Below are 25,773 nucleotides of genomic sequence, written 5' to 3'. Positions count from 1 at the left end.
CCGCTTACTTTCTCCAGAGCATGGCCACCCATGAGTGACCAACGCGATCAGGCCGTGCACTTCGGGCCGTACCGTATCCATCCCCACCAGCGCCTGGTGCTGGAGGCTGGTCGTCCGTTGCGCCTGGGGCGGCGGGCCGTGGATATCCTGCTGATCCTGCTGGAGCAGGCCGGTAATGTGGTGAGCAAGCAGGAGCTGATCGCTCGGGTCTGGCCCAAAAGCGTGGTAGAGGACGGCAACCTGCGGGTGCATATGGCGGCGTTGCGCAAGGCGCTGGGCGATGGCCAGGCCGGGCAGCGCTATATCGTTACGGTGGCCCAGCGTGGCTACAGTTTTGTTGCGCCACTGAGCATCGAGCCGATGAGCCTACCCACAGAAGGCACGCCCCAACGCCCCTGCCACAACCTGCCGCTGCGCCGCACCCGCATGCTCGGCCGCCAGGCGCTGATCGACAGCCTGGTGCAGCACCTGCCCGAACAACGCTTTATCACCCTGACGGGCGCCGGCGGCATCGGCAAGACCACCGTGGCGTTGCGCGTGGCGGAATTGCTGATCGGCCATTACCGCGACGGTATCCGCCTGCTGGACCTGGCGCCCCTCAGCGCGCCGTCGATGATCCTGCCCAACCTCGCCGCCCTGCTCGACCTGACCCACACCGAGCACGAACCGCTGGCCACCTTCGCGCGCCGCCTGCAAGAGCGCCAGGTGCTGCTGGTGATCGACAACTGCGAGCACTTGCTGGACGACATTGCGCTGATCAGCGAAACCCTGCTGCGCCATGCCCCAAAACTGCACATCCTGGCCACCAGCCGCGAAGCATTGCGCGCCGAAGGCGAATCGGTGCAACGCCTGGAACCCCTGGCCTGCCCACCCGCCACCGGCAACCGCGCCCAGGCCCTGGGCTATCCTGCCCTGCAACTGCTGATTGAACGCGCCATGTCTCATCAGGACAGCTTCGAACTGAGCGAAGCCGAACTGCCCCTGGCGATTGATATCTGCCAGCGCCTGGACGGTATTCCCCTGGCAATCGAATTGGTGGCGGCGCAGATCGAGCGCTTCGGCCTGCCGGGGTTGCTGGTGCAGATGGAAGACAATTTCCGCCTGCTCACCCGAGGCCGGCGCAGTGCCCTGCCCCGGCATCAAACCTTGCGCGCGACCCTGGATTGGAGCTTCGACCTGCTCACGACGTGCGAGCAAATCTGCCTGCGCCGTCTCGCCGTGTTCCGGGGTGGTTTCAGCTTGGCCAGCGCGGCGGCGGTGATTGCCGGAGAACAGATCGCACCGACCGAGGTGCTGGGCTCGATCACTCAACTGGTCGCCAAATCCTTGCTCAATGTGGAGCCCGGCGATGACGAGATGGTCTATCGCCTGCTGGACATCACCCGCACCTACGCCCTGGAAAAACTCAGTGTCGCCGACGAGCTTGATGCCACCCGTGAACGTCACGCCAACCGCTGCCTGGCGCTGATGGACCAGGCGCAGGAAGATTGGGAGCAGATCGCTACCCAGCCGTGGATCGACCGCTATGCCCCGCTGCGCGAAGACATCCGTGCCGCCCTCGACTGGGGCCTGGGCGACCAGGGTGTGCACGTGCTGGGCATTCGCCTCACCGTCAGCGCCATGCCGTTGTGGCAGGAGCTGTCGCTGCTGCGCGAACACGGCCTCTACGTGAGCAAGGCCCTGGCGCGACTGGGGCAATCGAGTGCGCCGAGCCAGCGCTTGCACATGGCATTGCAGTTGGCCTTCGGCAGTTTTTCCTATCACGCTCAGGGCAGTACGCCGCAGACCATAGACGCCTTTGCCTGTGCACGACGCCTGGCCGAAGCTGACAAAAACCTGCCCGGCCAACTGCGTGCGGTGTCGGGGCAAATGGCGGTCAGCCTGTGCAGCGGCAACTACCGTGAGGCGTTGAAGCAAAGCCTGCATTTCGACCAGTTGGGGCCACACGCCGAGTCGTTGCTGGCCCTCAGCGCCCAACGCCTGCGAGTACTGGCGCAGCACTTCGCCGGCAATCAGGTGCTGGCGCAGCACAATGCCGAACAGGTGATCCAGCGCATGGCCCAGAGCGGCCATCTCAACCGGTTTACCCATGGCTTTGGTGTGCAGTACGACCAAAGCGTGGCTTCGCTGACCATCCTCGCGCGCATCCTGTGGCTGCGCGGTTTCCCTGAACGCGCGTGGCGCACTGCAAGCCAGGCACTGGCGCTGGCGTTGCAGATCAACCACGGCACGTCAATCTGCTACACCCTGGCCCTGGCTGGGGTGGTGATCGCTCAGTACAACGGCGATACGCTTGCGGCCCGCGATCAGTTGGACCTGCTGTTGCAGCAGGCGCAAAAACATTCAGTGCAGTTGTTCCACACCTGGGCGCAATGCTACGAAGGCACGGCGCAGATTGCCGAAGTACAAGGGCTGGGCCTGGTCGAGGACATCCTGGTGACCTTCAACGCCATCGCAGTGGATGACGCCCTGTTCGAACGCGCCCGAAGCGGTGCGGCCGGCTGGTGCACACCGGAGATTCTGCGCGTGCGCGCCGAGGCCATGCCCGATGCCCAATCAGCCGAAAGCCAGTTGCTCGAAGCACTGGGCCTGGCGCACCAGCAAGGCGCGCTGGCCTGGGAGTTACGATGCGCAGACAGCTTGGCGCGGCTGTGGCACAAGCAAGGTCGTGTGCAGGCCGCGCGCGACCTGCTGGGTTCAGTCTATGAGCGGTTTACCGAAGGCTTCGCCACCCAGGATCTAATCCGCGTGCGCCGCCTGCTCGACGAGTTGCAAGACAAACGGCCGGCCTGAAAACGGCCCCAGGTAATGCCCATAGCCCTGTTGCAAGCGTGCTACCTGCTGTGGGTCGCGCAGAAGAGCCAAGGCGTAGCTGCGCACACTGTTGAGCAGGCGATAGCGCGGATAACCTGGGCCGGGCTCAAGGTTCAGCAGTGAGGTGTCGACCAGCCGACTCAACAAGTAAGACAGGTCGGCATGCTCCAGCTCCGTGCCGACCACCAGCTCACTCAAGGTGGGCAAAGTCACCGCCATTTTGAACAGGCTCATCTGCAGGAACAGCCAGCGCTCCGGCAAGCTCAGGCGCTGGTAGGTCCAATCCAGTGCGGCGCTGAGGGATTGGTGGCGCTCAACCGCTGTGCGGCGCCCCCGCGTGAGGATCTGCAAGCCCCTGCACACTTGCGCCTGCACACCACGGACGCCAAGGGCGTCCACTTGGGCGGCGGCCAGTTCGAGAGCCAGAGGAATACCGTCGAGGCGCCGGCAGATATCACGCAGCGGTGCCAAGTCCTGGGGCCGCAACACAAACCCCTGCTGGCTGGCACGCACCCGTGCAACAAACAACTGCACCGCCGGACTCACCATCGCCTGTTCAACGCTGCCCAACACCGACGGAGCTGGAAGCGCCAACTGGGGCACGCGCAACACCCATTCGCCCGAGGCACGCAAGGCTTCACGGCTACTGACGAGCACACTGATCCGGGGCGCGTGTTCGCTAAGCACACGCAGCAGATGTCGACAGGCGCCAAGCAGCAGATCAGCGCCATCAAGTACCAGCAATAATTGTCGGGAAGCCAATTGACGGCACAGTTCAGTGGCGCTGCCGCTGGGTTCGAGATGCAGGACCGTGGCCAGGTGGCGCAGCATCATCAGCGGCGCCTCGACGGTGGCTAGGTCGACCCACCACACACCGTCGCGGTAGCGCGGCAACACGCGCTCGGCCAGGGCCAGGGCCAAGGTGCTCTTGCCCACGCCGGCGCATCCGGTGAGGGTCATCAGCCGCTGCCCGGACAAACGCCGCACCAGCACGCCCAGCAGTTCATCACGGCCAATCACCGGGCTGAGCCGCGCGGCCAGGTTGTGCCTAGGCAGCACCGCTGCGGCCACGCCTTGCACGGGCGCAGCGAAGCAGTAGCCGCGCTGGGGGTCATTGAGGATAAACCGTTGCCCGTCGAGGGCACGGCGCAGCGCGGCGATGTGCACCCGCAGGTTGTTCTCTTCCACCACGCTATTCGGCCAGACCCGCTCGATCAGGGTGACCTTGCTGAAAAATTGCCCAGGCGCTTCCAGCAGCATCGCGAGGATATCCAGCGCCCGCCCGCCCAACGGCACCGGCCAACCCGCCTTGCTGACCAGTCGCTGCTGCCGGTGAAAGGCATAGGCACCGAAGCGCACCGTGCTATCCGCGTCAATCGCCTGAGGGTCGTTCATGTCTGCAATCGCGCTGAAACACCCGGCCTTGGGCGTTCGCGCATCCTTTTCCGTGGGCTCGACGCTATTCTTGCCAGCTACCCATGACAGAACAATGCTGGCACGGGGAGCGATACGGACAATCGGGTGTGCGAGACGGACATCCTGTCGTTAACTGAACTGCTGTCGGTATTGGGTAGGGTTGAGACCGAGCTTTTCACTGAATAAAAAGCGCATGTGCCGCACGCTGCCAAAGCCTGCGTGGAACGCCACGGTCTTGAGCGGCAGATCGGTGGTTTCCAGCAATTGCCGAGCACGGTCGATGCGCGCGCCTTGCAGGAAGGCCATGGGCGTCATCTGCACATCCTTGGCAAACAACCGGGCAAAGTGGCGCGCACTCATGCCGGCCAACTCGGCCATGGACTCGATGGTGAACGGCTGCTCCAGGTGCGCGAGAACATGGTTCTGCACGCGGGTAATCGCGGTTTCCTGGGGCGCCACGGCCGCGGTCATCGGGCTGAATTGGGCCTGGCCGCCCTGGCGTTTCATCACCACCAACAGCACCTTGGCCACATCCACCGCCACCTGCTTGCCATGGTCCTGGGCAACGATGGACAACGCCAGGTCGATACCGGCCGTGACCCCGCCCGAGGTAATCAACCGCCCGTCCTGCAGATAGATACGGTCGGTCTCGACGATGGCGTTGGGGAACGCCTTGATCAGCCGCTCGGTGTAATGCCAGTGAGTGGTCACGCGGTGCTCGTCCAACAGCCCGGCGTGCCCGAGCACAAAGGCACCCGTGCAGATCGAGCCAAAGCGCCGTGCCCGTGGCGCCGCTGCTTTTAGCCAGGGCAGCAGCGCCGGATGGCATTCTTTATAGGCACCGGGGCCACCGGGCACCAGCAAGAGGTCATAGGCACCGTCGGCCTGCTCCAGCAACAGGTCGGTCTGCACCATTACGCCGTTGGATGCGCGCAGTGGGCCAGGTTCGGTGCCAACAGTAAGGATCTGATAATGCGCCGCCGCCGGCAGGTAGCGGTTGGCGATGGAAAACACTTCAAGCGGCCCGGCCATGTCGAGCAAGAGGAAGTCCGGGAACAGCGCCATGGCCACGGTTTTCATACAGAAGGCATCCATCGAGGGGAAGAAAGCGGGAGGCATTATGGCATGCCTTTCACTGTCAATCTGAGAGGGACAGTTATTCAGATTTCAGCTTCTTAATGAATATTTCAGTAACCAGTAACCTTCTTCTCAACGCAAGCGCCCTGCATCTCGCAGCCAGCGCCCACTTGAGGACACAACCATGCTGACCCTTCGCAAAGCTTCCGAACGCGGCGCCGCCAATCACGGTTGGTTGAAGTCGTTCCACACCTTCTCGTTCGCCAACTACTGGAACCCCAACGAGCAGGGTTTTTCCGACCTGCTGGTGATCAACGATGATCGCGTCGCCGCCGGCAAAGGCTTCGGCCAGCACCCGCACCGTGACATGGAGATTTTCTCTTATGTGCTCGAAGGCGCCCTGGAGCACAAGGACACCCTGGGCACTGGCTCGGTGATCCGCCCTGGCGATGTGCAATTGATGAGCGCTGGCAGCGGCGTGGCCCACAGCGAGTTCAACCACAGCCAAAACCGTGGGGTGCATTTCCTGCAAATCTGGATCGTGCCCGCCGTGGCCGGTGCCGAACCGCGCTATCAACAGGAGCACTTCAGCGAGGCACAAAAGCGTGGGCGCCTGCAGTTGATCATCTCGCCGGACGGCGCCGACGGTTCCCTGAGTGTACGCCAGGACGCCAGGGTGTACGCCGGGCTGTTCAACGGTGACGAAGCCACAACCCTTGACCTGCCGCCGGATCGCCACGTGTACATCCATGTGGCCCGGGGCAGCGTGGAGATCAACGGCCAGCGCTTGCAGGAAGGTGACGGTGCCCGAGTGCGTGATGAGCAGCGCATCCACGTGAGTCAAGGTCAGGACGCCGAGGTGCTGGTGTTCGACCTGCGACCTCAGGAACTGCCGCAAATGCCTTGATCAGCCGGGCGATGGCCGTTGCAAACGGTCCATCGCTGGCATCGATAGTCACCATCAGCGCAATGAAGTTCTCTTAAAAAATGCAACGCGTAACATCAAACCCATACCAGGCAACACCCAAACTAAAACACTCGGAGCACACCATCATGAAACGCCAAATCTTGCTTAGCCTCGCTTTCTCGGTACTCGCTGCAAACGCATTTGCCCACCCTGTAGTTGCTGAAGGCGGTTCGGATCGACTGATCGAAAACCGTGTTGCCGAAGGTGGCTCGGACCGTCTGATGGAAAACCGCGTAGCCGAAGGTGGCTCGGACCGTCTGCTGGAAAACCGCGTAGCTGAAAGTGGCTCGGACCGTCTGATGGAAAACCGTGTAGCTGAAGGTGGCTCGGACCGTCTTCTGGAAAAACGCGTAGCTGAAGGTGGCTCGGATCGTCTGATGGAAAACCGTGTAGCTGAAGGTGGTTCGGATCGTCTTCTGGAAAAACGCGTAGCTGAAGGTGGCTCGGATCGTCTGATGGAAAACCGTGTAGCTGAAGGTGGCTCGGACCGTCTGCAGGAAAACCGCGTAGCTGAAGGTGGCTCGGACCGTCTGATGGAAAACCGCGTAGCTGAAGGTGGCTCGGACCGTCTGATGGAAAACCACGCATAACCCGCCCTGTTCGAGGGCACCCCCAAACCGGCCTGATCAGCCGGTTTTTTTTCGTCTATTAAAAAGTGCACTCAACTCGCAAACACTTGGGGTTGCGTCGCTGCCGACTCAGATAATGCTATTTACTAATATAAAATCACAAAATAATTCTATTTTTTAATAATTAGGTTAGAACCAAACGGCATTTTACAGCGGCCGTCGCGGCCCCTACCTTGGACGAGCATGACCGACCCCCTGCCCGGCGGAGGTACACACTCCCTACTCGACAAGGACAGACCATGAGCATCGAATTCATCGGCTATATCGGCGGCCACCACGCATCCGAAATTCATCCACGCAGCGGCCCGACCCTGCAACCGGACTACGTGGAAACCGTGGCCCGCGCGCACGAAGAGGCCGGCTTCGACCGCGCCCTGGTGGCCTTCCACTCCAACAGCCCGGACAGCACGCTGATCGCCTCCCATGCCGCCAGCGTCACCCGCAAACTGCAATTCCTGATCGCCCACCGCCCCGGTTTTGCACAACCCACCCTCGCCGCGCGCCAGTTCGCCACGTTGGATGTGTTCAACGGCGGGCGCACCGCCGTGCATATCATCACCGGTGGCGACGACCGCGAACTGCGCGCCGATGGCAGCCATATCGGCAAGGACGAACGCTACGCACGGACCGACGAATACCTGAGTGTGGTGCGACAGGAATGGACCAGCGAACAGCCCTTCGATTTCACCGGCACCTACTACCAGGTCGAAGGCGCGCACTCCACCGTGAAGTCGCCGCAGCAACCGCATATCCCACTGTACTTCGGAGGGTCTTCCCAGGCCGCGATTGAAGTGGCGGGCAAACATGCCGACGTGTACGCACTGTGGGGCGAAACCTACGAGCAAGTGCGCGAGATCGTGACTCAGGTCCGGGCCGAAGCAGCCAAGCATGGACGCACGATTCGCTTCAGCCTGTCGCTGCGACCGATCATCGCCGAGACCGAAGAGCTGGCGTGGGCACGCGCTGACAGCATCTTGCAACAGGCCACTGAGTTGGCTGAGAAGAATGGATTTGTGCGGCGTGAACCGCCGAATGAAGGCTCGCGTCGGCTACTCGCAGCGGCGGCACAGGGTTCCCGGCTGGACAAGCGTTTGTGGACGGGGATTGCGGGGTTGCTGGGCGCCCAAGGGAACTCAACCTCGTTGGTGGGCACCGCCGAACAAGTGGCTGAAGCGCTGGTGGATTACTACGACCTCGGCATCACCACCTTCCTGATTCGTGGGTTTGATCCGCTCAATGATGCGATCGACTACGGCAAGCGGTTGATCCCCCTCACCCGCCAACTGATTGCAGAACGCGAGCAGGCCAAACAGGTCGCGTAAGCCAGAACACGGCAAAACCAATGTGGGAGGGGCGGTGCGATGATTCGACTCGCCCTCTCCCACCTGCCTATCTTCATTAAGCTCAGATCAGTTCTTGTAGTCGGTATCGCTGCGTTCCAACTGCCGAATCAGCGCATTCCAATGCCGCGCCACGCCCGGCCCCTCGCCGCTGCTATGCGCCTTGGCCTGTTCTTCAACCTTCGCCACTACCTCCTGTGGCGGAAAGACCAGCTCAGCATTCCCCGCCGCTTGCGCCGCGATCTGAATATTGCACGCACGCTCCAATCCTTGCAGCTGCTGGAAGGCATGTTCGACGCTGATACCCGCCGTCAACAGCCCGTGGTTGCGCAGGATCATCACGCTCTTGTCGCCCAGATCCGCCACCAACCGCTCACGCTCGTCCAGGTCGAGGGCGATGCCTTCATAGCCGTGGTAGGCCACTCGCCCGGAAAAGGCGATGGAGTGTTGGGAAATCGGCAACAAGCCGTCCTTCTGCGCGGACACCGCAATGCCATCGCGAGTATGGGTGTGCAGCACCGCTTGCAAGTCATGGCGAGCGCCGTGGATGGCGCTGTGGATCACGTAGCCGGCGTAGTTGATACCCAGGCCGGTGGGGTCGTCGACGATCGTGCCGTCGAGGTCGACCTTGACCAGGTTGGAGGCGTTGATTTCATCGAACAACAGGCCAAAGGCATTGATCAGGAAATGCTCCTCCGGGCCCGGTACACGGGCGGAGAAGTGGGTGTAAATATGATCGGTCCACTTGTACAAGGCCGCCAGGCGGTAGGCGGCGGCCAGCTTCACGCGCACTTCCCACTCTTCTGGCGTGACGCGTTGACGAACGTTGTTGGAGACGCTGGAAATCGAGGTGACGCTGCTCATGGCAAAACTTCCTGGATGGCCTTAAGGACTTCCAGGCAAGCCTAGGGGATGCTCAAAAATAATAAAAAGCACATTTTAATCTAAGCTAATTATTATTTTTTTTCATATCAAGCCGCATCCCGAATCTTGTGCAACGACGCCGCCACCCATTTGCCAAACGCATCCACCGGCCCTTGCAGGTTGCCGAGGAAATGCGGGTAGATGAGCCAAAGGTCCATCACCGGTTTGAAGTCCTTGAGCGGCATTACCGCCAATTGTTCGCGGTGAGCGCTGCGCTCCAGCAAGGGACGCGGCACCAGGCCCAAGCCCAGGCCATCGGCGACCAGACCCAATTGCAATTCAGTGCCGAAGGTTTCCAGGTTGACCCGCAGCGCCAAGCCCTGATCGGACAAGGTGCGTTGCAACCCGGCACGGAACCCGCAGCCGTCCGGGTTAAGAATCCACCCGTTCTGGTACACATCCGCCAGCTTGCAGGGTTTTTTCGGCAACTGCGCCTTGGCGCACACCACCACCAACTCCATCTTGCCGATAGACTCGCCAACGATGTTATCCGGGAAGATCTTGCCTGCCGGGAACAACGCCGCCGCCGCGTCCAGTTCGCCCCGTTCAATCTTGCCGACCAACTGGCTGCCCCAGCCGGTCGCGACCTGGGCGCGCAGTTCGGGGTACTCAGTGCGCAGCAGCTTCAGCGCGTCCAGCAGCACTACATCGCCGATGGTCTGCGGCACGCCCAGGCGCAGTACGCCGGAGGGGGGTGCGTCGGTGGCTACCAGCTCACGCAAGGCATCCATCTCGCGCAGGATCAACCGGCATTGTTCATATACGCGGGTACCGATCAACGTCGGTTTGAGGGGCTTGGTGTTGCGGTCAAACAGCTCCACCCCCAGCGCCTGCTCGAAGTTCTGCACGCGGCGAGTAATGGCCGGCTGGGTCAGTTGCAACGACTCGGCGGCATGGCTGATGGACTGGCAACGAATCACTTCGACAAAGGCATCGATATCGTCAATTTTCATTTGGGCCGCACATAGAGAACAGTCATTAAGATGTCCGCGAAGCATAGTTGCAGGAACGTTATCTGAATAGCCCACGCTGTGATCGATAACGTCTAACGCTATACACGCCGGTTCTAAATTACCTTCAGCTATAAGCTAATCATTAAAAAATAGCATATTAACTATAAACATTATGCTTAGATAAACCCATCAACACCGACTGATGGAATTGCCATGACCCAGGCCCGACACCCCGAGAGACTCAGAGCCTTCATTGGCGCCCTGGCGGAACTGATCGACGGCAATCCGCGCGAAGGCGACCTGTTGCACCGTGGCGGCAAGCTGCTCGCGCAGCTGGTCAGCCATGATGACTGGCTCCCCGACGAATTCGCCCAACCCAACCCCGAGCGCTACCAGCAATTTTTGCTGCACGCCGATTCGCGCCAGCGCTTCAGCGTCGTCAGTTTTGTCTGGGGCCCGGGGCAGACCACGCCGATTCATGACCACCGGGTGTGGGGGCTGATCGGCATGTTGCGCGGCGCGGAGTTTTCCCAAGGATTTGAACGCGCCCCCGACGGCAGCCTGGTCGCCGAAGGCAAGCCTATTAAGCTGGTGCCGGGCCAGGTCGAAGCCGTATCGCCCAAGGTCGGCGACATTCATCAGGTCAGCAACGCCCACAGCGACCAAGTGTCCATCAGCATTCACGTGTACGGCGCCAATATCGGTGCGGTACGCCGTGCGGTGTACCAGCCCGACGGCAGCGAGAAACTGTTTATCTCCGGTTATTCCAACGCCTTCCTCCCGAACATCTGGGATTTGTCCAAAGAAAAGAGCCCTGCCCTATGAGCACCGTACCGACCCGCAATTTCGCCCAGATTCGCCAGGCCCTGTTGGACCATGCAGAAGTCGCCCTGATCGACGTGCGCGAAGAAGCGCCGTTTGCTGAATCCCACCCGCTGTTCGCGGCGAATATCCCGCTGTCCAAGCTGGAGCTGGAGGTGTATTCGCGCATTCCACGGCGTGATACCCAGGTCACCGTCTACGACAACGGCGAAGGTCTGGCCAGCCGCGCCGCCGAGCGCCTGATTGCATTGGGCTACACGCAGGTCAGCCTGCTCGAAGGGGGCCTCAATGGCTGGCGCAGCGCCGGTGGCGAGCTGTTTATTGACGTGAACGTGCCGAGCAAAGCCTTTGGCGAACTGGTAGAGAGCGAGCGTCACACGCCGTCCCTGGCCGCCGAAGAAGTGCAGGCCCTGCTCGACAGCCACGCCGACGTGGTGGTGCTCGACGCCCGCCGCTTCGACGAATACCAAACCATGAGCATTCCCACCAGCATCAGCGTGCCCGGTGCCGAACTGGTGCTGCGCGCCCGTGAACTGGCGCCGGATCCGGCCACGCGCATTATCGTCAACTGCGCCGGGCGCACCCGCAGCATCATTGGCACCCAGTCGCTGATCAATGCGGGCGTGGCCAACCCGGTATCCGCACTTCGCAATGGCACCATTGGCTGGACCCTGGCCGGGCAAACACTCGCCCACGGCCAGGCGCGACGCTTTGCCCCAACCTCGGAAGAACATCGCCAGGTCGCCGCCATCGAGGCACGCCGCGTCGCCGACAAGGCCCGCGTCGGCCGTGCCACCCTGGACGACCTGCACGCCTGGCAGCAGCAAACCACTCGCACCACCTACCTGTTCGATGTGCGCACCCCGGAAGAATTCGAAGCCGGTCACCTGCCCGGCGCGCGCTCCACCCCCGGCGGCCAATTGGTCCAGGAAACCGATCACGTGGCCAGCGTACGCGGCGCACGCCTGGTACTGGCGGATGACGACGGCGTGCGCGCCAACATGTCCGCGTCCTGGCTCGCCCAACTGGGCTGGGACGTGCACGTGCTGGACGACCTGCAAGCGGCGCACTTCAGCGAAAAAGGCGCCTGGGTCGCCCCGGTGCCCACGCCGCCCCAAGCCGAACTGATCAGCCCGCACACCCTCGCCGACTGGCTGGCACACGGCGACACCGTGGTGCTGGACTTCACCGCCAGCGCCAACTACGTCAAACGCCACATTCCCGGCGCCTGGTGGGCCCTGCGCGCGCAACTGCCCCAGGCCCTCGCCAAAGTGCCGAGCGCCGAGCGCTACGTGCTGACCTGCGGCAGCAGCCAACTGGCGCGCCTGGCGGTGGCCGAAGTCGAAGCCATCACCGGCAAGCAAGTGTTCCTGCTGGAAGACGGCACGGCAGGCTGGATCAACGCGAAATTGCCCCTGGAAGAAGGCGAAACCCACCTGGCCTCACCACGGATCGACCGCTACCGCCGACCGTACGAAGGCACCGACAACCCCAAGGAAGCCATGCAGGCATATCTGGATTGGGAGTTCGGTTTGGTCGACCAGTTGGCCCGTGATGGGACCCATGGGTTCTACGTGATCTGATCATCCAACACACCTGCCTCTGAATGGGGGCAGGCTTCACCGACCCCTTTCCAGGCGGAGGTAACCCACACCTTTTTTGATCTGCCTGGAGCCTCTATCCCATGGTCTTTACCACCCCCTTCAAGCGCCTGTTCCTGGGTACTGCCCTGGCCCTTGGCCTGGCCACCAGCGCCCACGCCGCCGACCTGCAACCACTGCGGGTGGCCAATCAGAAATCGACGATCAAGACGCTGCTGGAAGTATCCGGCGAAACCGAAGACGTGCCCTATGCCATCCAGTGGTCGGAGTTCCCCTCCGCCTCGCCCCTGGGCGAAGCCCTGAATGCCGGCGCGGTGGATGTCGGTGCCTTGGGCGATGCGCCTTACGTGTTCGCGCTGGGCGCCGGGGCGTCCTTAAAAGTGGTCAGCATCATCCACGCCGAAGGGCGCAACACCACCGCGCTGCTGGTACCCAAGGACTCGCCGATCAAGACGGCCGCCGACCTCAAGGGTAAGAAAATCGTCACCGGGCGTGGCTCCATCGGGCATTACCTAGCGATCAAGGCGTTGGCCAGCGCGGGTCTGACCAGCCAGGATGTGCAGTTCATCTTCTTGTTGCCCGCCGAATCCCGCTTGGTGCTGGATAACGGCACCGCCGATGCCTGGGCGACCTGGGACCCTTACACCACCGTGGTGACCTCCCAAAGCCAAGCGCGAATCATCGCCAGTGGTAACACGCTGTTGAGCAACCACCTGTACCTCGCGGCCACCAGCCAGGCCATTGCCGACAAGCGCACGCAGCTGGACGATTTTGTCGCCCGCGTCGATCGCGCCTACGCCTGGGCCAATACGCACCCCAACGAATACGCCGCCGCCCAGACCAAAATCACCGGCCTGCCACTGGCCGTGCATGTGGCCGTGGCCAAGGAAACCCGTCTGAGCCCGGTATTGATCGACGACAGCGTGATCAGTGGCCTGCAAACCACCGCCGACACCTACCAAAAAGAAGGCCTGCTGACCAAACACATCGACGTGTCACAGGGCTTCGACAAAAGCTTTAACGCCAAGCGTGCCCCCAACAACCAAGTCTCGCGCTGAAGGAACAGAACATGAGCCAGCCACGTCAACTAAAACCACGCCATTTAAAACTGGGTGCCATGGTCCACGGTGTCGGCCACGGCTGGGGCGAATGGCGCCACCCGCAGGCACAACCGAATGCCAGTACGAATTTCGGCTTCTACAAGCAGCAGACTGAACTGGCCGAAGCTGCCAAATTCGACTTTGTGTTCATCGCCGATAGCCTGCATATACAAGCCAAATCCAGCCCCCATTACCTCAACCGTTTCGAGCCGCTGACGATCTTGTCAGCCCTCGCGGCATTGACCACCCATATCGGCCTGGTCGCCACCGTGACCGTCAGCTACACCGAGCCCTACCAAGTGGCACGTCAGTTCGCGTCTCTGGACCATATCAGCGGCGGCCGCGCCGGATGGAACGTGGTCACCTCGTGGCTCAGCGGCACCGCCGATAACTTCGGCAAGGCCGAGCACCCGCCCCATGCCGTGCGCTACCGCATCGCCAAGGAACACCTGAACGTGGTCAAGGGCCTGTGGGATTCCTGGGAGGACGACGCCTTTGCCTACAACAAGCACAGCGGCGAGTTTTTCACCCCGGACAAGCTTCACGCGTTGAACCACAAGGGCGAGTTTTTCTCGGTCAAAGGCCCGCTGAACATTGCGCGTTCGCGCCAGGGCCAGCCCGCAATTTTCCAGGCCGGCACCTCGGAAGACGGGCGTAACTTTGCCGCCGAACATTCCGATGCGATTTTTGTGCACGTGGAAAGCATCGAAGAAGGCCTGGCCTACTCCCAGGACCTCAAACGCCGTGCCAAAGGCTTTGGCCGTGATGCCGACAGCCTGTCGATCCTGCCGGGCATCCGCCCGATTGTCGGGCGCGACGAGGCCGAAGTGGAAAGCCGCTACCAGCAGGCCGTGGAGTTGGTCACCGTGGAAGACGCCATCGTCGCCCTCGGCCGCCCGTTCAACGACCACGATTTCAGTAAATACCCCCTGGACGAACCCTTCCCGGAACTCGGTGACTTGGGCTCCAACAGCCAGAAAGGCGGCTCCGATCGCATCAAGCAACTGGCCAAGGACGAAGGCCTCACGCTGCGTGAAGTGGCCCTGCGGTTCTCGCGGCCCAAGCGTGATTTTGTCGGCACCCCTGAGCAAGTCGCTGATGCGATCCAGACCTGGTTCGAGCGCGGTGCCAGCGATGGCTTCATCGTCAACTCGGTGCTGCCGGATGGCTTGCAGTACTTCACCGAACTGGTGGTGCCGGTGCTGCAACAGCGCGGCCTGTTCCGCACCGAATACACCGGGCAGACCCTGCGCGACAACCTGGGCCTGGACGTACCGGTCAACCGTTACAGCGTCGAGGTGCAAGCGCCGCAGGAGGCATTGGCATGAGCGAATCCCTTAACCGTCAGTTGGCGGCGCTGCACGCCGAGCGTGTAGCGACCTGGGCCCCGGCGGCGTTGCAAGTCAATATCGACCAGCGCCAGCGCCTGGTGGATGAAGCGCGGGTAGACGACTACGTGCAAGTCGGTGATGAGCTCGACCCGTTTACCTTGCTCAACGTCGAAGGCGGCGAACTCAACCGCGAGCTGCTGTTGGCAGACGGCCCGGCGGTGCTGATCTTCTTCCGTTTTGCCGGCTGCCCGGCGTGCAACATCGCCCTGCCCTATTACGAGCGCCAGCTGTACCCACGCCTGCGCGAATTGGGTGTACCGCTGGTAGCGATCAGCCCGCAAGTGCCGGAACGCCTGGTGGAAATCAAGACCCACCACGCGCTGCAACTGCTGGTCGCCAGCGACCCGGATAACAACCTCGGGCGGCGCTTGGGGATTCTCTACAGCTTCGATGAAGCCTCGCGTAACGCGGCATTGGCCAAGGGCAGTCACATCGGTGAAACCACCGGTACGGGGACCTGGGAGTTGCCCCAACCGACCGTCGTGGTGATTGCCCAGGACGGCACGGTCGCGTTCGTAGACGTTAGCCCGGATTGGCTGGTACGTACCGAAGCCGAGCCGGTGGTACAGGTGGTGGAGCGCTTGTTGGGCCAACAGCCTGTGCGCCTCGCCATCTAAGCCAAAAATCCTCTGTGGGAGGGGCAAGTCGAATCGTCGCACCGCCCCTACCACATTTTTGACCGAGTACATTCTTATGACCCAACCGTCTCTACGCTCCGTGGAAGTCGCCAATTTCGAAGCCTTGCTCGAACGCCTCACCACCGAGCTGGCCAGTACCGCGCCGCAGTACGATGACAGTGGCGCCTTCCCCCACGCCAACTTCCAGCTATTGCATGAACACGGCCTGGTCGCCCTCACTGTGCCCAAGACCCTGGGCGGCGGCGGTGCCAGCCTGCCTCAGGCGCGCAAGGCGATCAGTGCGATTGCCAAGGGCGAGCCGTCCACCGCGCTGATCCTGGTGATGCAATACCTGCAACACACACGCCTGCAAGACAGCAAAACCTGGCCCCAGCACCTGCGCGTGAAAGTCGCCGAAGACGCAGTGCGTAACGGTGCGCTGATCAACGCCCTGCGCGTCGAGCCCGACCTCGGCACCCCGGCCCGTGGCGGCCTGCCGGCAACCACTGCGGTGCGCACTGCCGAAGGCTGGCGCATCCGCGGGCGCAAGATCTACTCCACCGGCAGCCATGGCCTGAGCTGGTTCAGCGTGTGGGCGCGCAGTGACGACGCCGACCCGCTGGTGGGCGCCTGGCTGGTGCCCAAGGACAGCCCCGGCGTGAGCATCATCGACACCTGGGACCACCTCGGCATGCGCGCTACCTGCAGCCATGAAGTGGTGCTCGACAACGTGCTGGTGCCGCTGGACCACGCCGTCAGTGTCAGCCCTTGGAGCGCACCGCAGCCGGAGTTGGATGCGGAGGGTTTCCTGTGGATGTCGGTGCTGCTCTCGTCGGTATACGACGCCGTGGCCCAGGCCGCGAGGGACTGGCTGGTGAACTGGCTGGAAGAACGCACGCCGTCCAACCTCGGTGCGGCGTTGTCGACCTTGCCGCGCTTTCAGGAAACCGTCGGGCATATCGACACCCTGCTGTTCGCCAACCGCAGCCTGCTCGACGCCGCCGCCGACGGCCACACCCCGGCCGCCAACGCCGCGCAGTTGAAGTACCTGGTTACCCACAACGCTATTCGCGCGGTGGAACTGGCCATTGAGGCTTCCGGCAACCCTGGCCTGTCGCGCCATAGCCCGCTGCAACGCCACTACCGCGATGTGCTGTGCAGTCGCGTACATACCCCGCAGAACGATGCGGTACTGCAAGGCGTCGGTAAAGCCGTGTTCGCCCAACGCCAGAAGGAACGCGCATGACTCACGTGATTATTGCCAGCCAGTTGGACGAAGACTACAACGACGTGATCCGCGCTCGCCTGCGCACGGTCCACCCCGAAGCCCAGGTGATCGGCGTTCCGGTGGGCGTGCCAAGCGATCTGCCGCCCCAGGCGAATATCCTGTTGCTGCGTCCGATCAACGTGCGCGGCTACACCGCCCCGGATACCCCGCCGCCAGGCTGGCCCTACGGCGCGCAATGGGTGCACTTGGTCTCATCGGGCATCGACTTCTACCCGCAATGGCTGTTCAACGGCCCGCCGGTGACGACCTCCCGGGGCAGCGCCGCCGACAACCTGGCCGAGTTCGCCCTGGCGGCGATCTTTGCCGCGTCCAAGCATTTGCCGGATATCTGGGTGAAGGATTCACAGTGGAATTTCACCCCGCTGCGTCCGCTCAAGGGCACCACATTAGGCATTCTCGGCTTTGGTGCGATTGGTGAACGCCTGGCGCAGAAGGCCCACGCGTTGGGGATCAAGGTGGTTGCGCTGCGCCAAAGCCCGACCCCGTTCGGGATCGACGGGGTCGAGGCGGCCAGGGACGTCCACGACCTGTTCGCCCGCGCCGACCACCTGGTGCTGGCGGCACCGCTGACCGAGGCTACGCGCCATATCGTCGATCGGGACGTGTTGGGCAGCGCCAAGCCGGGGCTGCATTTGATCAACATTGCGCGCGGGGGGTTGGTGGATCAGGAGGCGCTGCTGGAAGCGCTGGATAACGGGCAAATCGGCCTGGCATCGCTCGACGTGACCGAGCCGGAACCGTTGCCGGATGGGCACCCGTTGTATACGCATCCGAGGGTGAGGTTGTCGCCGCATACGTCGGCGATATCGACCGATAGCCGTAATGAGATTGCTGATACGTTTTTGGCGAACCTGGAGCGGTATGTTTTGGGTGTGGAATTGGTGAATCTGGCTAATGGGTGATGCCGTTTGAGTGTGGGGTTTGTTTGGGTTGCGGTTTGTTGGGGGGACATATCCGTTTCTGCGGTCACGGCGGGTATTGGTTCCGCCCTTACGGCGGGTCACTTTGGAAAAGCCCCAAAGTAACCAAAGGGCTCTTGCCCCAACACTCGGCACCTCGCCTAGGCTCGGTGTGCCCGCACTCCGGCTTGAATCCGTGGGCCGCCGCGATGGGCCATCCATGGCCCAGCGCGGCTAACCCGGCGTCCTGCCGGGTTACCCACGGATTCAAGCCTGCGTTCGGCCAGCGTGTTTAACGGGGCGCCTAGGATCAAAATCAAAATCAAAAGCGCAGATCAAAAGAACGCTGACTTCTTCAGCGAAAAGGATGTAAGAGCCAAATCAAAAGCAGATCTAAAGCAGATCTAAAGCAGATCTAAAGCAGATCTAAAGCAGATCTAAAGCAGATCTAAAGCAGAGCAAAAGCAGAGCAAAAGCAGAGCAAAAGCAGAGCAAAAGCAGAGCAAAAGCAGAGCAAAAGCAGAGCAAAAGCAGGACAGCAGGCTAGGACCTATCTGTCTGATCTATGGAGATCAAACTGTGGGAGGGGGCTTGCTCCCGATAGCAGTGGGTCAGTCACAGCTGCATCAACTGACACACCCTCATCGGGAGCAAGCCCCCTCCCACATTTGGACGGAGTTGGAGCTGAGAACCCGGTCGGCTCTAAGGCCGCCGCGCTCTTGCTTTTGATCTGAAATCGCCCCGTCAACCACGATGGCCGGAATTCGACATTGATTTGGGGGGTAAACCGGCAGGGATGCCGGTTTAGCCGCCCTGCGCCATGGATGGCGCGTGGCGGCGGCCCCCCAAATCAATGTCGGATTACGGGCACACCGAGCCTAAGCGAGGTGCCGAGTGGTGGGGCGAAGGCCTTTTGGTTACTTTTGGCTGGGCCGGCATTCCGGCCTTTACAAAAGTGACCCGCTGTAAGAGCGGAACCATAGGCGGCCGTTACCGCAGCAACGGATATACACTCGATCCCATCCAACATCCTGGTCGGCTTTAAGGCCGCCATCGGAAACACCACCTCTGGTAAACCAAGCTCACCACAACAGCAGCATTGCCAACCGAACGGATCATTTGATGCGGTAGTGAAAGGTATTCCTCACAGCCGGCACCACAACAGCCTTGCCATCAACGATCCTTGGCTGATAGCGGAAGGTGTTCGCCGCCGCCAGTGAAGGACGCATGAACAACGGGTGGCAGCCGTCCAACACCTTGGGATTTTCCACGCGGCCTTGGGTGTTGACGCTGTACTCCAGGGTGCAATCGCCTTCGATGTTCTTGTCCAAAGCACGCTCTGGGTAATCCGGCGCTTCCTTGCTCAGGGGCTGGTATTGGCGGCTGTCAAAGGCCGGTGCCGCTGCAGGCGCAGGTGTGGCGACGCGGGCTTTTTCCGCAGCCAATCGCTCCTGGGCCTGGCGCTGTAGTTCCAGCTCGCGGGTGCGTTGTTCGGTGGCCAGGCGTTCCTGTTGTTGCTCGATTTTCTTTTCTTCGACGCGTTTACGCGCCAGGGCGGCTTTCTCCAGTTTTTGCGCCTGGATTCGGGGGTCGACCGCAGGTTTCACTGGTACCGGAATCACCACCGGCTCCGGCGGCGCAGGTGACGGTGCAGCAACCACCGGTTCTGGTACTGCCACCGGCGCAGGCGGCAGCATGACCAACTGCGTGTGCATCACGCGAGGTGCCTCCACCATCGGTTTTTCCGTCGACCAGCCCACCATCAACGCCGCCAACACGCCCACGTGCAGCGCCACCGCCAGGCTGGCGGCGAAGCTGTTTCGCCACACGCCGGAGGTATCCCTGGGTTCCATCACAAGCGTCGGACTGTGCATGATCATCGCCGTCATTGCGGGGCCTCGGTCACCAGCCCCAGGTTGCTGACACCGCCTTTTTGCAACACCGCCATCGCTGCAACCACACGTCCGTAGCCGGCGTTGTCGTCGGCGCGGATGTACACCTGGGTGTCGCTGCGTGCCGCTACCACCTGCATGACCTTGGTGCCCATTTCGTCCAGGCTCACGGCGCTGTCGGTCTGGTGCTGGGTGTCGAGCTCGCCGCCGAGGTTCCAGTAGTAGCCGCCATCGGCCTTTACCGACAGCGTCAGGATCTGCTGGCGGGTATCGGTAGCCAGCGCCTCGGCGGCGACCTTGGGCAGCTCGATCTTCACGCCCTGGGTCAGCATTGGCGCGGTGACCATGAAGATCACCAGCAGCACCAGCATCACGTCGATATACGGCACCACGTTCATTTCGGCCTTGGGCCCGTGCTTGCGTTGCGGCCTGACTAACATGGGAGTTGCTCCTTTCAGGCGGCCACGGCCAGGTTGATCGGCGCACCGCGCAGGGTGCGGTGCAGGCGCACTTGCAGCTCATTGCCAAACGCGTAGTAACGGGTGAGCAGCGTCTGGCCACGCGCCGCGAAGCGGTTATAGGCGATCACCGCCGGGATGGCTGCAAACAGGCCGATGGCTGTGGCGATCAGCGCTTCGGCAATGCCCGGCGCCACTGTCGACAACGTGGCCTGTTGCACTTGGGACAAACCGATAAAGGAATTCATGATCCCCCACACCGTGCCAAACAAACCGATGTACGGGCTGACCGAACCCACGGTCGCGAGAAATTGCAGGCCCTTTTCCAGTTCGATTTCCTGCTCGGTGATCGCCACCTGCAAGGCCCGCTCAACACCTTCGAGCACCGCAGGGTCATGGCTGTGCAGGTGCTGGTATTCCTGGACGCCGGCAATAAAGATCGGCGCAATCCCGCCCTCGCCCGCCTGCATGGTTTCGCGGTACAGCGGTTGCAAGTCCGACGCTGCGCGAAAGCGCTGCACGAAGCCATTCAACTGGCGCTCCAGGCGGCGCAGTACGCTGCCGCGCTGGATGATCAGGTACCAGCTGAGCAACGACGCCAGCAGCAAGGTGATCATGACCGCCTTGACCAACAGGCTGGCGTCACTGATAAGGCCCCAGATCGTCATATGTTCCATCGTCGCGTGCATGGTGATGTCCTATTCGATTAAAAAGTTATGACGGGGTGATGACGGTTCACGGCAATTTCAGCGCACGGGTCACGTCAGCCCACGGTACGAATTTAAAATTCTGGGTTTGCTCGGGCATGCGCTTGCGGCCGTCCTGCACCACCAGCATGCCTTGGCTCCAAGGCCCGCCCAGGTTGATGGCGGTGACCTCCAAGCCATCGGTTTCCGAGGCGCCGTCGATACCGGCGGCGGCATTGAGGCCGACGCGAAACCCACCGTGAATCGCAAACGGCGGCTCGGCATCCACCACCAGGTAGCTGTCGTTGCCTTGGCTTGAGATCACCAAATAGTCGCGTTTGTCGCTCTGATACAGCGCCAGGCCCTCGACGTCCGCGTGCAACTGCGGGCCGACCTTGATCACGCTAGTGAGGGTGGCCGGTTGATCGGCACGAGCGTCCACCGCCCACACCCCCACGTCTTCTTCGCCGATAAACAAGCGCTGGCGCTGGTCGTCGGCCACGCAGCCTTCAGGCTGGCTGTCGACCTTGAACTGGCGCACCAGCTCACCTTGCACACGGCCATCCGGGGCGCTCAGGCGGTATTGCAGGAAGGTGCCGTCCTTGCCGTTGGCGATGGCATAGATCTCGCCGCTGGCGGGCTGATACAGGCAGATGCCATAGATTTCCTTGAGCGGCGTAGGCACTTCACCGGCTTCGCGCAACTCGCCGCTCTGACGGTCGATGCTGAATACGCTGAGGCTGTTGTGATCACGATTACTGGCGACGGCCAGATCCACGGTCTGGGCGCCCAGCTTGAAGTTGGGGCGGACGTCGACGTTGTTCAGGCGTCCGACCGCCAGTTCCTGCAACAGCTTGCCGTCAAGGTCATAGGCCAACAGGCCTTGTTTTTTGTTGGTGCCAAGCACGCGGCTTTTGGCCGGGGTGTCGGGGTGAATCCAGATCGCCGGATCATCCGCTGCATCGCCCTGGCGACCCACTGGGTCGGTTTGGCGCACGGCGGCGACTTCCGGCAGTACAGGATCAGCCGCTACCGGCTTGGCCTGCCAGTTGAGCTTGCCCTGGTAGAGAGTGCCGCTGTCGTCGTCGCGTACCAGCAGCTGTTGGCCGTTGACGCTCAATTGCTCGGGTTCTTTCAGGCCAGGCAAGCTCAGGCTCGGCTGTTCCACCCAGCGCTCGCCCGTCCTTTGGAACAAGTGAAGTTGCGCAGTCTTTGGATCGAGCGCGACCACGCCACCCGGCACCAGGGCGACGGCACCGGCTTCACGTTTGGGATTATCGAACACCGCCACCGGGGTGCGTTTCACGTCCGCTTCCGGGTGCGCCGGGTAGGCCCACCAGCCGACATTTTCTTCATTGACTATCAGTTGATTCGTCCCGTCGTCCACCTGGCAGAACTGCGCCGATGGTGGCAGCGGCAAACCGCGCACACGCTGGGGTTCAGTCAGCAGCGTCGCGCCATTGCCCACCAACCATTGCTCGCCCTTGCCCTCCTCACCCACCAAAAACACAAACAGGTTGGCCGCTGAATCGCGGTACAGGCACAGGCCGTTCACCGGGTAATCGCGGGCCGGCAGGTACAGCGGTTTGCCCCAGGTTTTGCTGGCGGCGTCGAGGGTGATCAACAGCGCTTGTTGACGATCATTGTCGAGGCTGGCGACCAGTACCTGGGCGCCTGCGGTGCGGGTGTCGAGGCTGCTGAAGTTGCCTTTGAACCGGGTCAGTTCAGTGCCTTTGGCGTCGAGCAGTTGCAGGCCGTCGCGGGTGCTGGCGGCCAGGCGCTCGGGGGTGCTGGGGAGGAAAGCCACTGCTTCGGCGTTCAGGGATGTCGCCCAAGGCGTCAGGGTCAGGTCGGCAGCCAGTGCATGAGTGCAGGTCAACACCGATATCAGCAAGTACAACGTGGAGATTCTCATGTACAAACAAATCCTTCGAAAACAATGGAGTTCCAATGTGGGAGGGGTCTTGCTCCCGATGAGGGTGTGTCAGTCAGCAGATAGATTCACTGAACCACCGCTATCGGGAGCAAGCGCCCTCCTACATTGGAATCGAGGTGTGAGTTAGAAATGGGTGAAGGTCAGGCCGAGCTTGTAGGTCGGGCCGTACTCTTCGTATTGGCCGTTGTAGCTGCGGTGGCCGGTGTAGACGAAGTACGACTCATCGGTGAGGTTCTGGGCCTCGAAGCTGACTTGCAGGTTCTTGGTCAGCGAGTAGCGCGCGCTGAAATCGACGAAGGTCTGCGCGTCCACATGCAGGTCGTGGGCCTTGTCGTTGATCGAGGCCAGTTCATACAGGTAGGCCGATTTGTAGTTGGCCGACAGGCGCAGGCTGAGCTTGTCGTCTTCCCAACCGAGCATCAGGTTGCCGACGGTGTCCGATTGGTTCGGCAGGCTGATGTTGCGTTTGCGGTTCGTGCCGCTGGCGGCGTCGAAGCCTTCGATATCCGCGCTGGAGCGGCTGAAGGTGCTGTTGGCGCCGATCAGCAGACCGTTCCAGGGCGCGGGCAGCCAGTCGAATTTCTGCGAGTAGGCCAGTTCCAGGCCATAGAGCTTGGCGCTGTCGCCGTTGGCGTAGGTGTGGGCCTCGGAGAAGTTGGTCCAGGCGCCGGTGCCGGCCACGTCGGTGTTGTAGACGAAGTTCTTGATGTCTTTGTAAAACACGAACGCCGAGACGGTGCCGGCGCGGCCCATGAAGTGCTCGATGCCAAGGTCGAGGTTGCTCGATTCCAGGGGCTTGAGGTCCGGGTTGCCAAAGGTGGCTTCGTCATCGTCGATCACAAAACCCGGCGCCAGTTGGCCGAAGGTCGGGCGCACCACGGACTTGGTCCAGGCCGCGCGCACCTGGGTGTTTTTGTCGATCTGGTAGCGCGCATGCAGGCCCGGCAGCCAGTGGTGATACTGGCGCTTGGTCTCGGTGGCAGTGAACACGCCATCGGTGGCGCCGGTACCCTTGGCTTCGAACTCGGTGCCTTCGTAGCGCAGGCCGGCGATAAAGCGCCAGTCGTCGATGTTGATGGTGTTCATCAGGTAGCCGGCGTTGATGTCTTCGCGAATGGTGAAGTCGTTGACCCGGGACTCGGTCTCGTCATAAAAGTCCGCCGCATTGAGGCTGCCGATCAGTTGCTTGATGCCGCTGGCGCTGATGCCTGGCCCATAGTTGCCCAGGCGATAGTCGACACTGCCCTTCTGGAACTGGGTCAGGTTGAGCTGGTCGGCGGTGTAGCCAAGGGTGTCGAAGTCCTTATAGACCCAGGCCTCCAGGTCATTGTCCTTATTACGGCGACTCACCTTGCCACCGAATTTGACCTGGGACGCATAGCCGCTCAGGTCGTAGTCGCGGGCCAGGTCCAGGCGCAGGTTTTTCTCGGTGTCCTTGGTGTTCTGTTTTTCCCAATCAACTTTGTCGAGCGTGAAGTTGCTTGGGTCGTAGAAACCGGCACCGATGATTGGCCGTGGCTTGTCCTTGTCGTAGAAACCGCTGTTGGCAAAGTCGCCGCCGTCGAAGGTGGCTCCGGCGATGTGCGCCGGGCTGTCTTCGCTCGATTGGCTGTAGCCGGCCTGACCGCTGAGGGTCCACAGGCCAAGCATGCGCTCACCGCCGAACACGTAGGACTGGATTTCCTGGGTTTCCTCACGGTTCTTCAGCTTGCGCTTGGCTTCAGCGTCGCCCAGTTCACCGGCGGCTTGGGGGTCGGCAAATTCAATGCTGGTGGAGTTGCGGGTTTCGGTGTCTTTGTAGCGGCTGTAGAGGGTGCGCAGGTAGTAGCTGCTGAGGTCATCGGGCTTGTAGTCGAAGTTCAGTCCACCGCCGGCGCGTTCGCGGCTGATGTCGTAATCACGCTGTTCGAATTCGTTGAGTTTGGCGCCGTCGGTGAAGTCCCAGGCACCGCCGGTTTCGACGTTGTCCGAGCCAAAATCACGCTTCTGCCAGCTTAGGGCTGCGGCTACGCCAAAGTTGTCGATGCCATCGCCGAGGCTGAAACGGTTGCTCGCCGCGCCGGAGAATTTGGGGCTGGTCTGACTCGTATTCTTGTCGTAACTGGCTTCGGTGCTGCCGGTGTAGAACAGGCCTTTGTGGTCGAAGGCCGACAGGCTCTGCACGTCGACGGTGCCACCGAGGGAGTTAGCGTCCATGTCCGGGGTGAGGGTCTTGATCACCGACAGCGACTGCACCAATTCTGACGGCAGCACATCAAGGGCCACGGCGCGGCGCGCGCTTTCCGGGGCGGGCACCAGGGTGCCGTTGATGGTTACGCTGTTGAGGTCCGGACCGAGGCCACGCACGCTGACAAATCGCCCTTCGCCCTGATCGCGCTCGACGCTGATGCCGGGCAAACGCTGCACCGCTTCTGCGACGTTTTCATCCGGCAACTGGGCCACGCCGTCGGCATGCACCACGCTTTTGATGCTGTCAGAGCTGCGCTGCTCTTTAAGCGCTTGATCGATGGCAGCGGCCTGGCCGACCACTTCGACATGCTCGGTGGTGGTGGCCTCGGCGGCGCTCAACCGTTCGCTGGCAATCGCCAGGGCCAAGGCGGTGAGCGTGAAGCTGACGAGCCCGGTGCGCTTGTACATGAAATCCTCCCCAAGAATCCGTTGGCGCCAGGCAAATGGCCCGGCAACTGGGAGGGCAAGCTAGGGGTGGGGGATGACGGTTCTGTGACAGGGGTCGGCGCGAAGCCCCGTAAACCGGGGGTTTTGCCCGAACCGGGACGTGGAATGAGCTGATATGACCTGTGGAGATCCCCTGTGGGAGGGGGCTTGCCCCCGATAGCGGTGGGTCAGCTGGCCTATCTGTTGACTGATACACCGCCATCGGGAGCAAGCCCCCTCCCACATTTCTTGATCTCCAGTGTGTTTGAGGTGAGCTGATTCGACCCTCCCACGCCGTCATCCAACCG

General features: G+C 61.9%; 20 protein-coding genes. 11 read left to right on the top strand and 9 right to left on the bottom strand.

The features are described 5' to 3' along the window. Positions 1-30: 30 nt before the first annotated feature. On the top strand, positions 31-2,793 hold the full coding sequence (locus ACKZ62_RS12210; protein WP_447096736.1) for an ATP-binding protein: 2,763 nt from the start codon (positions 31-33) through the stop codon (positions 2,791-2,793). Here the strand turns inward: ACKZ62_RS12210 and ACKZ62_RS12205 are convergent. Together ACKZ62_RS12205 and ACKZ62_RS12200 are read right to left on the bottom strand one after the other, a co-directional pair. After that, positions 2,740-4,209, bottom strand: coding sequence for an ATP-binding protein (locus ACKZ62_RS12205; protein WP_447096735.1), 1,470 nt, complete (start codon positions 4,207-4,209; stop codon positions 2,740-2,742). The two genes, ACKZ62_RS12210 and ACKZ62_RS12205, sit on opposite strands and share 54 nt — an antisense overlap. 150 nt (positions 4,210-4,359) lie before the next feature. Continuing rightward, positions 4,360-5,310: a GlxA family transcriptional regulator gene (locus ACKZ62_RS12200; protein WP_447096734.1), complete on the bottom strand. Its 951-nt coding sequence runs from the start codon at positions 5,308-5,310 to the stop codon at positions 4,360-4,362. Positions 5,311-5,491: 181 nt separating this feature from the next. Between ACKZ62_RS12200 and ACKZ62_RS12195 the strand changes: the two genes are divergently transcribed. The 3 genes from ACKZ62_RS12195 to ACKZ62_RS12185 all read left to right on the top strand — a co-directional run bounded on the left by ACKZ62_RS12195 (position 5,492) and on the right by ACKZ62_RS12185 (position 8,225). Continuing rightward, entirely contained in the window at positions 5,492-6,214 is a 723-nt protein-coding gene (locus ACKZ62_RS12195; RefSeq protein WP_099602261.1) for a pirin family protein, read from the top strand. A 146-nt stretch (positions 6,215-6,360) separates the two neighbouring features. Next, complete coding sequence (locus tag ACKZ62_RS12190; protein WP_447096733.1) at positions 6,361-6,864, top strand: phage infection protein; 504 nt, start codon at positions 6,361-6,363, stop codon at positions 6,862-6,864. 278 nt (positions 6,865-7,142) lie between these two features. Next, positions 7,143-8,225 (top strand): LLM class flavin-dependent oxidoreductase, encoded by a 1,083-nt coding sequence (locus tag ACKZ62_RS12185; protein WP_181640550.1) that lies wholly within the window; start codon positions 7,143-7,145, stop codon positions 8,223-8,225. Between the two features lie 87 nt (positions 8,226-8,312). Here the strand turns inward: ACKZ62_RS12185 and ACKZ62_RS12180 are convergent, their stop codons facing one another. Together ACKZ62_RS12180 and ACKZ62_RS12175 are read right to left on the bottom strand one after the other, a co-directional pair. Further along, positions 8,313-9,107, bottom strand: a complete 795-nt coding sequence (locus tag ACKZ62_RS12180) for a class II aldolase/adducin family protein (RefSeq protein WP_032886594.1) — start codon at positions 9,105-9,107, stop codon at positions 8,313-8,315. 107 nt (positions 9,108-9,214) lie between these two features. Then, positions 9,215-10,120, bottom strand: a complete 906-nt coding sequence (locus ACKZ62_RS12175; RefSeq protein WP_032886595.1) for a LysR family transcriptional regulator — start codon at positions 10,118-10,120, stop codon at positions 9,215-9,217. 213 nt (positions 10,121-10,333) lie between these two features. Here ACKZ62_RS12175 and ACKZ62_RS12170 point away from each other — a divergent pair, with 213 nt between their 5' ends. The 7 genes from ACKZ62_RS12170 to ACKZ62_RS12140 all read left to right on the top strand — a co-directional run bounded on the left by ACKZ62_RS12170 (position 10,334) and on the right by ACKZ62_RS12140 (position 17,841). Then, positions 10,334-10,945, top strand: a complete 612-nt coding sequence (locus ACKZ62_RS12170) for a cysteine dioxygenase family protein (RefSeq protein WP_032886597.1) — start codon at positions 10,334-10,336, stop codon at positions 10,943-10,945. Continuing rightward, entirely contained in the window at positions 10,942-12,525 is a 1,584-nt protein-coding gene (locus tag ACKZ62_RS12165; RefSeq protein WP_447096732.1) for a rhodanese-related sulfurtransferase, read from the top strand. Before ACKZ62_RS12170 ends, ACKZ62_RS12165 begins: the two co-directional genes overlap by 4 nt. A gap of 101 nt (positions 12,526-12,626) precedes the next feature. Next, the gene (locus ACKZ62_RS12160) at positions 12,627-13,601 is read left to right on the top strand and encodes an ABC transporter substrate-binding protein (RefSeq protein WP_447096731.1); all 975 of its coding nucleotides are present in this window, start codon (positions 12,627-12,629) and stop codon (positions 13,599-13,601) included. Positions 13,602-13,612: 11 nt separating this feature from the next. Next, positions 13,613-14,971 carry an LLM class flavin-dependent oxidoreductase gene (locus ACKZ62_RS12155; RefSeq protein ID WP_447096730.1) on the top strand — a complete coding sequence of 453 codons (1,359 nt, stop codon included), beginning with the start codon at positions 13,613-13,615 and terminating at the stop codon, positions 14,969-14,971. Beyond that, positions 14,968-15,651, top strand: a complete 684-nt coding sequence (locus ACKZ62_RS12150; RefSeq protein WP_447096729.1) for a peroxiredoxin-like family protein — start codon at positions 14,968-14,970, stop codon at positions 15,649-15,651. The genes ACKZ62_RS12155 and ACKZ62_RS12150 overlap by 4 nt, the downstream gene beginning before the upstream one ends. A 76-nt stretch (positions 15,652-15,727) precedes the next feature. Then, positions 15,728-16,897 (top strand): acyl-CoA dehydrogenase family protein, encoded by a 1,170-nt coding sequence (locus tag ACKZ62_RS12145; protein WP_447096728.1) that lies wholly within the window; start codon positions 15,728-15,730, stop codon positions 16,895-16,897. Continuing rightward, a complete protein-coding gene (locus tag ACKZ62_RS12140) occupies positions 16,894-17,841 on the top strand; it encodes a D-isomer specific 2-hydroxyacid dehydrogenase family protein (RefSeq protein WP_447096727.1) in 948 nt (315 codons plus the stop codon). Before ACKZ62_RS12145 ends, ACKZ62_RS12140 begins: the two co-directional genes overlap by 4 nt. A 1,112-nt stretch (positions 17,842-18,953) precedes the next feature. Here the strand turns inward: ACKZ62_RS12140 and ACKZ62_RS12135 are convergent. The 5 genes from ACKZ62_RS12135 to ACKZ62_RS12115 all read right to left on the bottom strand — a co-directional run bounded on the left by ACKZ62_RS12135 (position 18,954) and on the right by ACKZ62_RS12115 (position 25,447). After that, positions 18,954-19,727, bottom strand: a complete 774-nt coding sequence (locus ACKZ62_RS12135) for a TonB family protein (RefSeq protein WP_447096726.1) — start codon at positions 19,725-19,727, stop codon at positions 18,954-18,956. After that, positions 19,724-20,170 carry a protein TolR gene (tolR, locus tag ACKZ62_RS12130; protein ID WP_122752824.1) on the bottom strand — a complete coding sequence of 149 codons (447 nt, stop codon included), beginning with the start codon at positions 20,168-20,170 and terminating at the stop codon, positions 19,724-19,726. The genes ACKZ62_RS12135 and tolR overlap by 4 nt, the downstream gene beginning before the upstream one ends. A gap of 14 nt (positions 20,171-20,184) precedes the next feature. Beyond that, positions 20,185-20,877 carry a protein TolQ gene (gene tolQ, locus ACKZ62_RS12125; protein ID WP_447096725.1) on the bottom strand — a complete coding sequence of 231 codons (693 nt, stop codon included), beginning with the start codon at positions 20,875-20,877 and terminating at the stop codon, positions 20,185-20,187. A 46-nt stretch (positions 20,878-20,923) separates the two neighbouring features. Further along, entirely contained in the window at positions 20,924-22,789 is a 1,866-nt protein-coding gene (locus ACKZ62_RS12120) for a phytase (RefSeq protein WP_032889402.1), read from the bottom strand. Between the two features lie 144 nt (positions 22,790-22,933). Next, positions 22,934-25,447 (bottom strand): TonB-dependent receptor, encoded by a 2,514-nt coding sequence (locus tag ACKZ62_RS12115; RefSeq protein ID WP_447096724.1) that lies wholly within the window; start codon positions 25,445-25,447, stop codon positions 22,934-22,936. Positions 25,448-25,773 lie beyond the last annotated feature (326 nt).

The sequence above is a fragment of the Pseudomonas sivasensis genome (assembly GCF_052938085.1).
The sequence above is the reverse complement of the archived record's forward strand: the minus strand, read 5'-3'. Positions and strand labels throughout refer to the sequence as shown.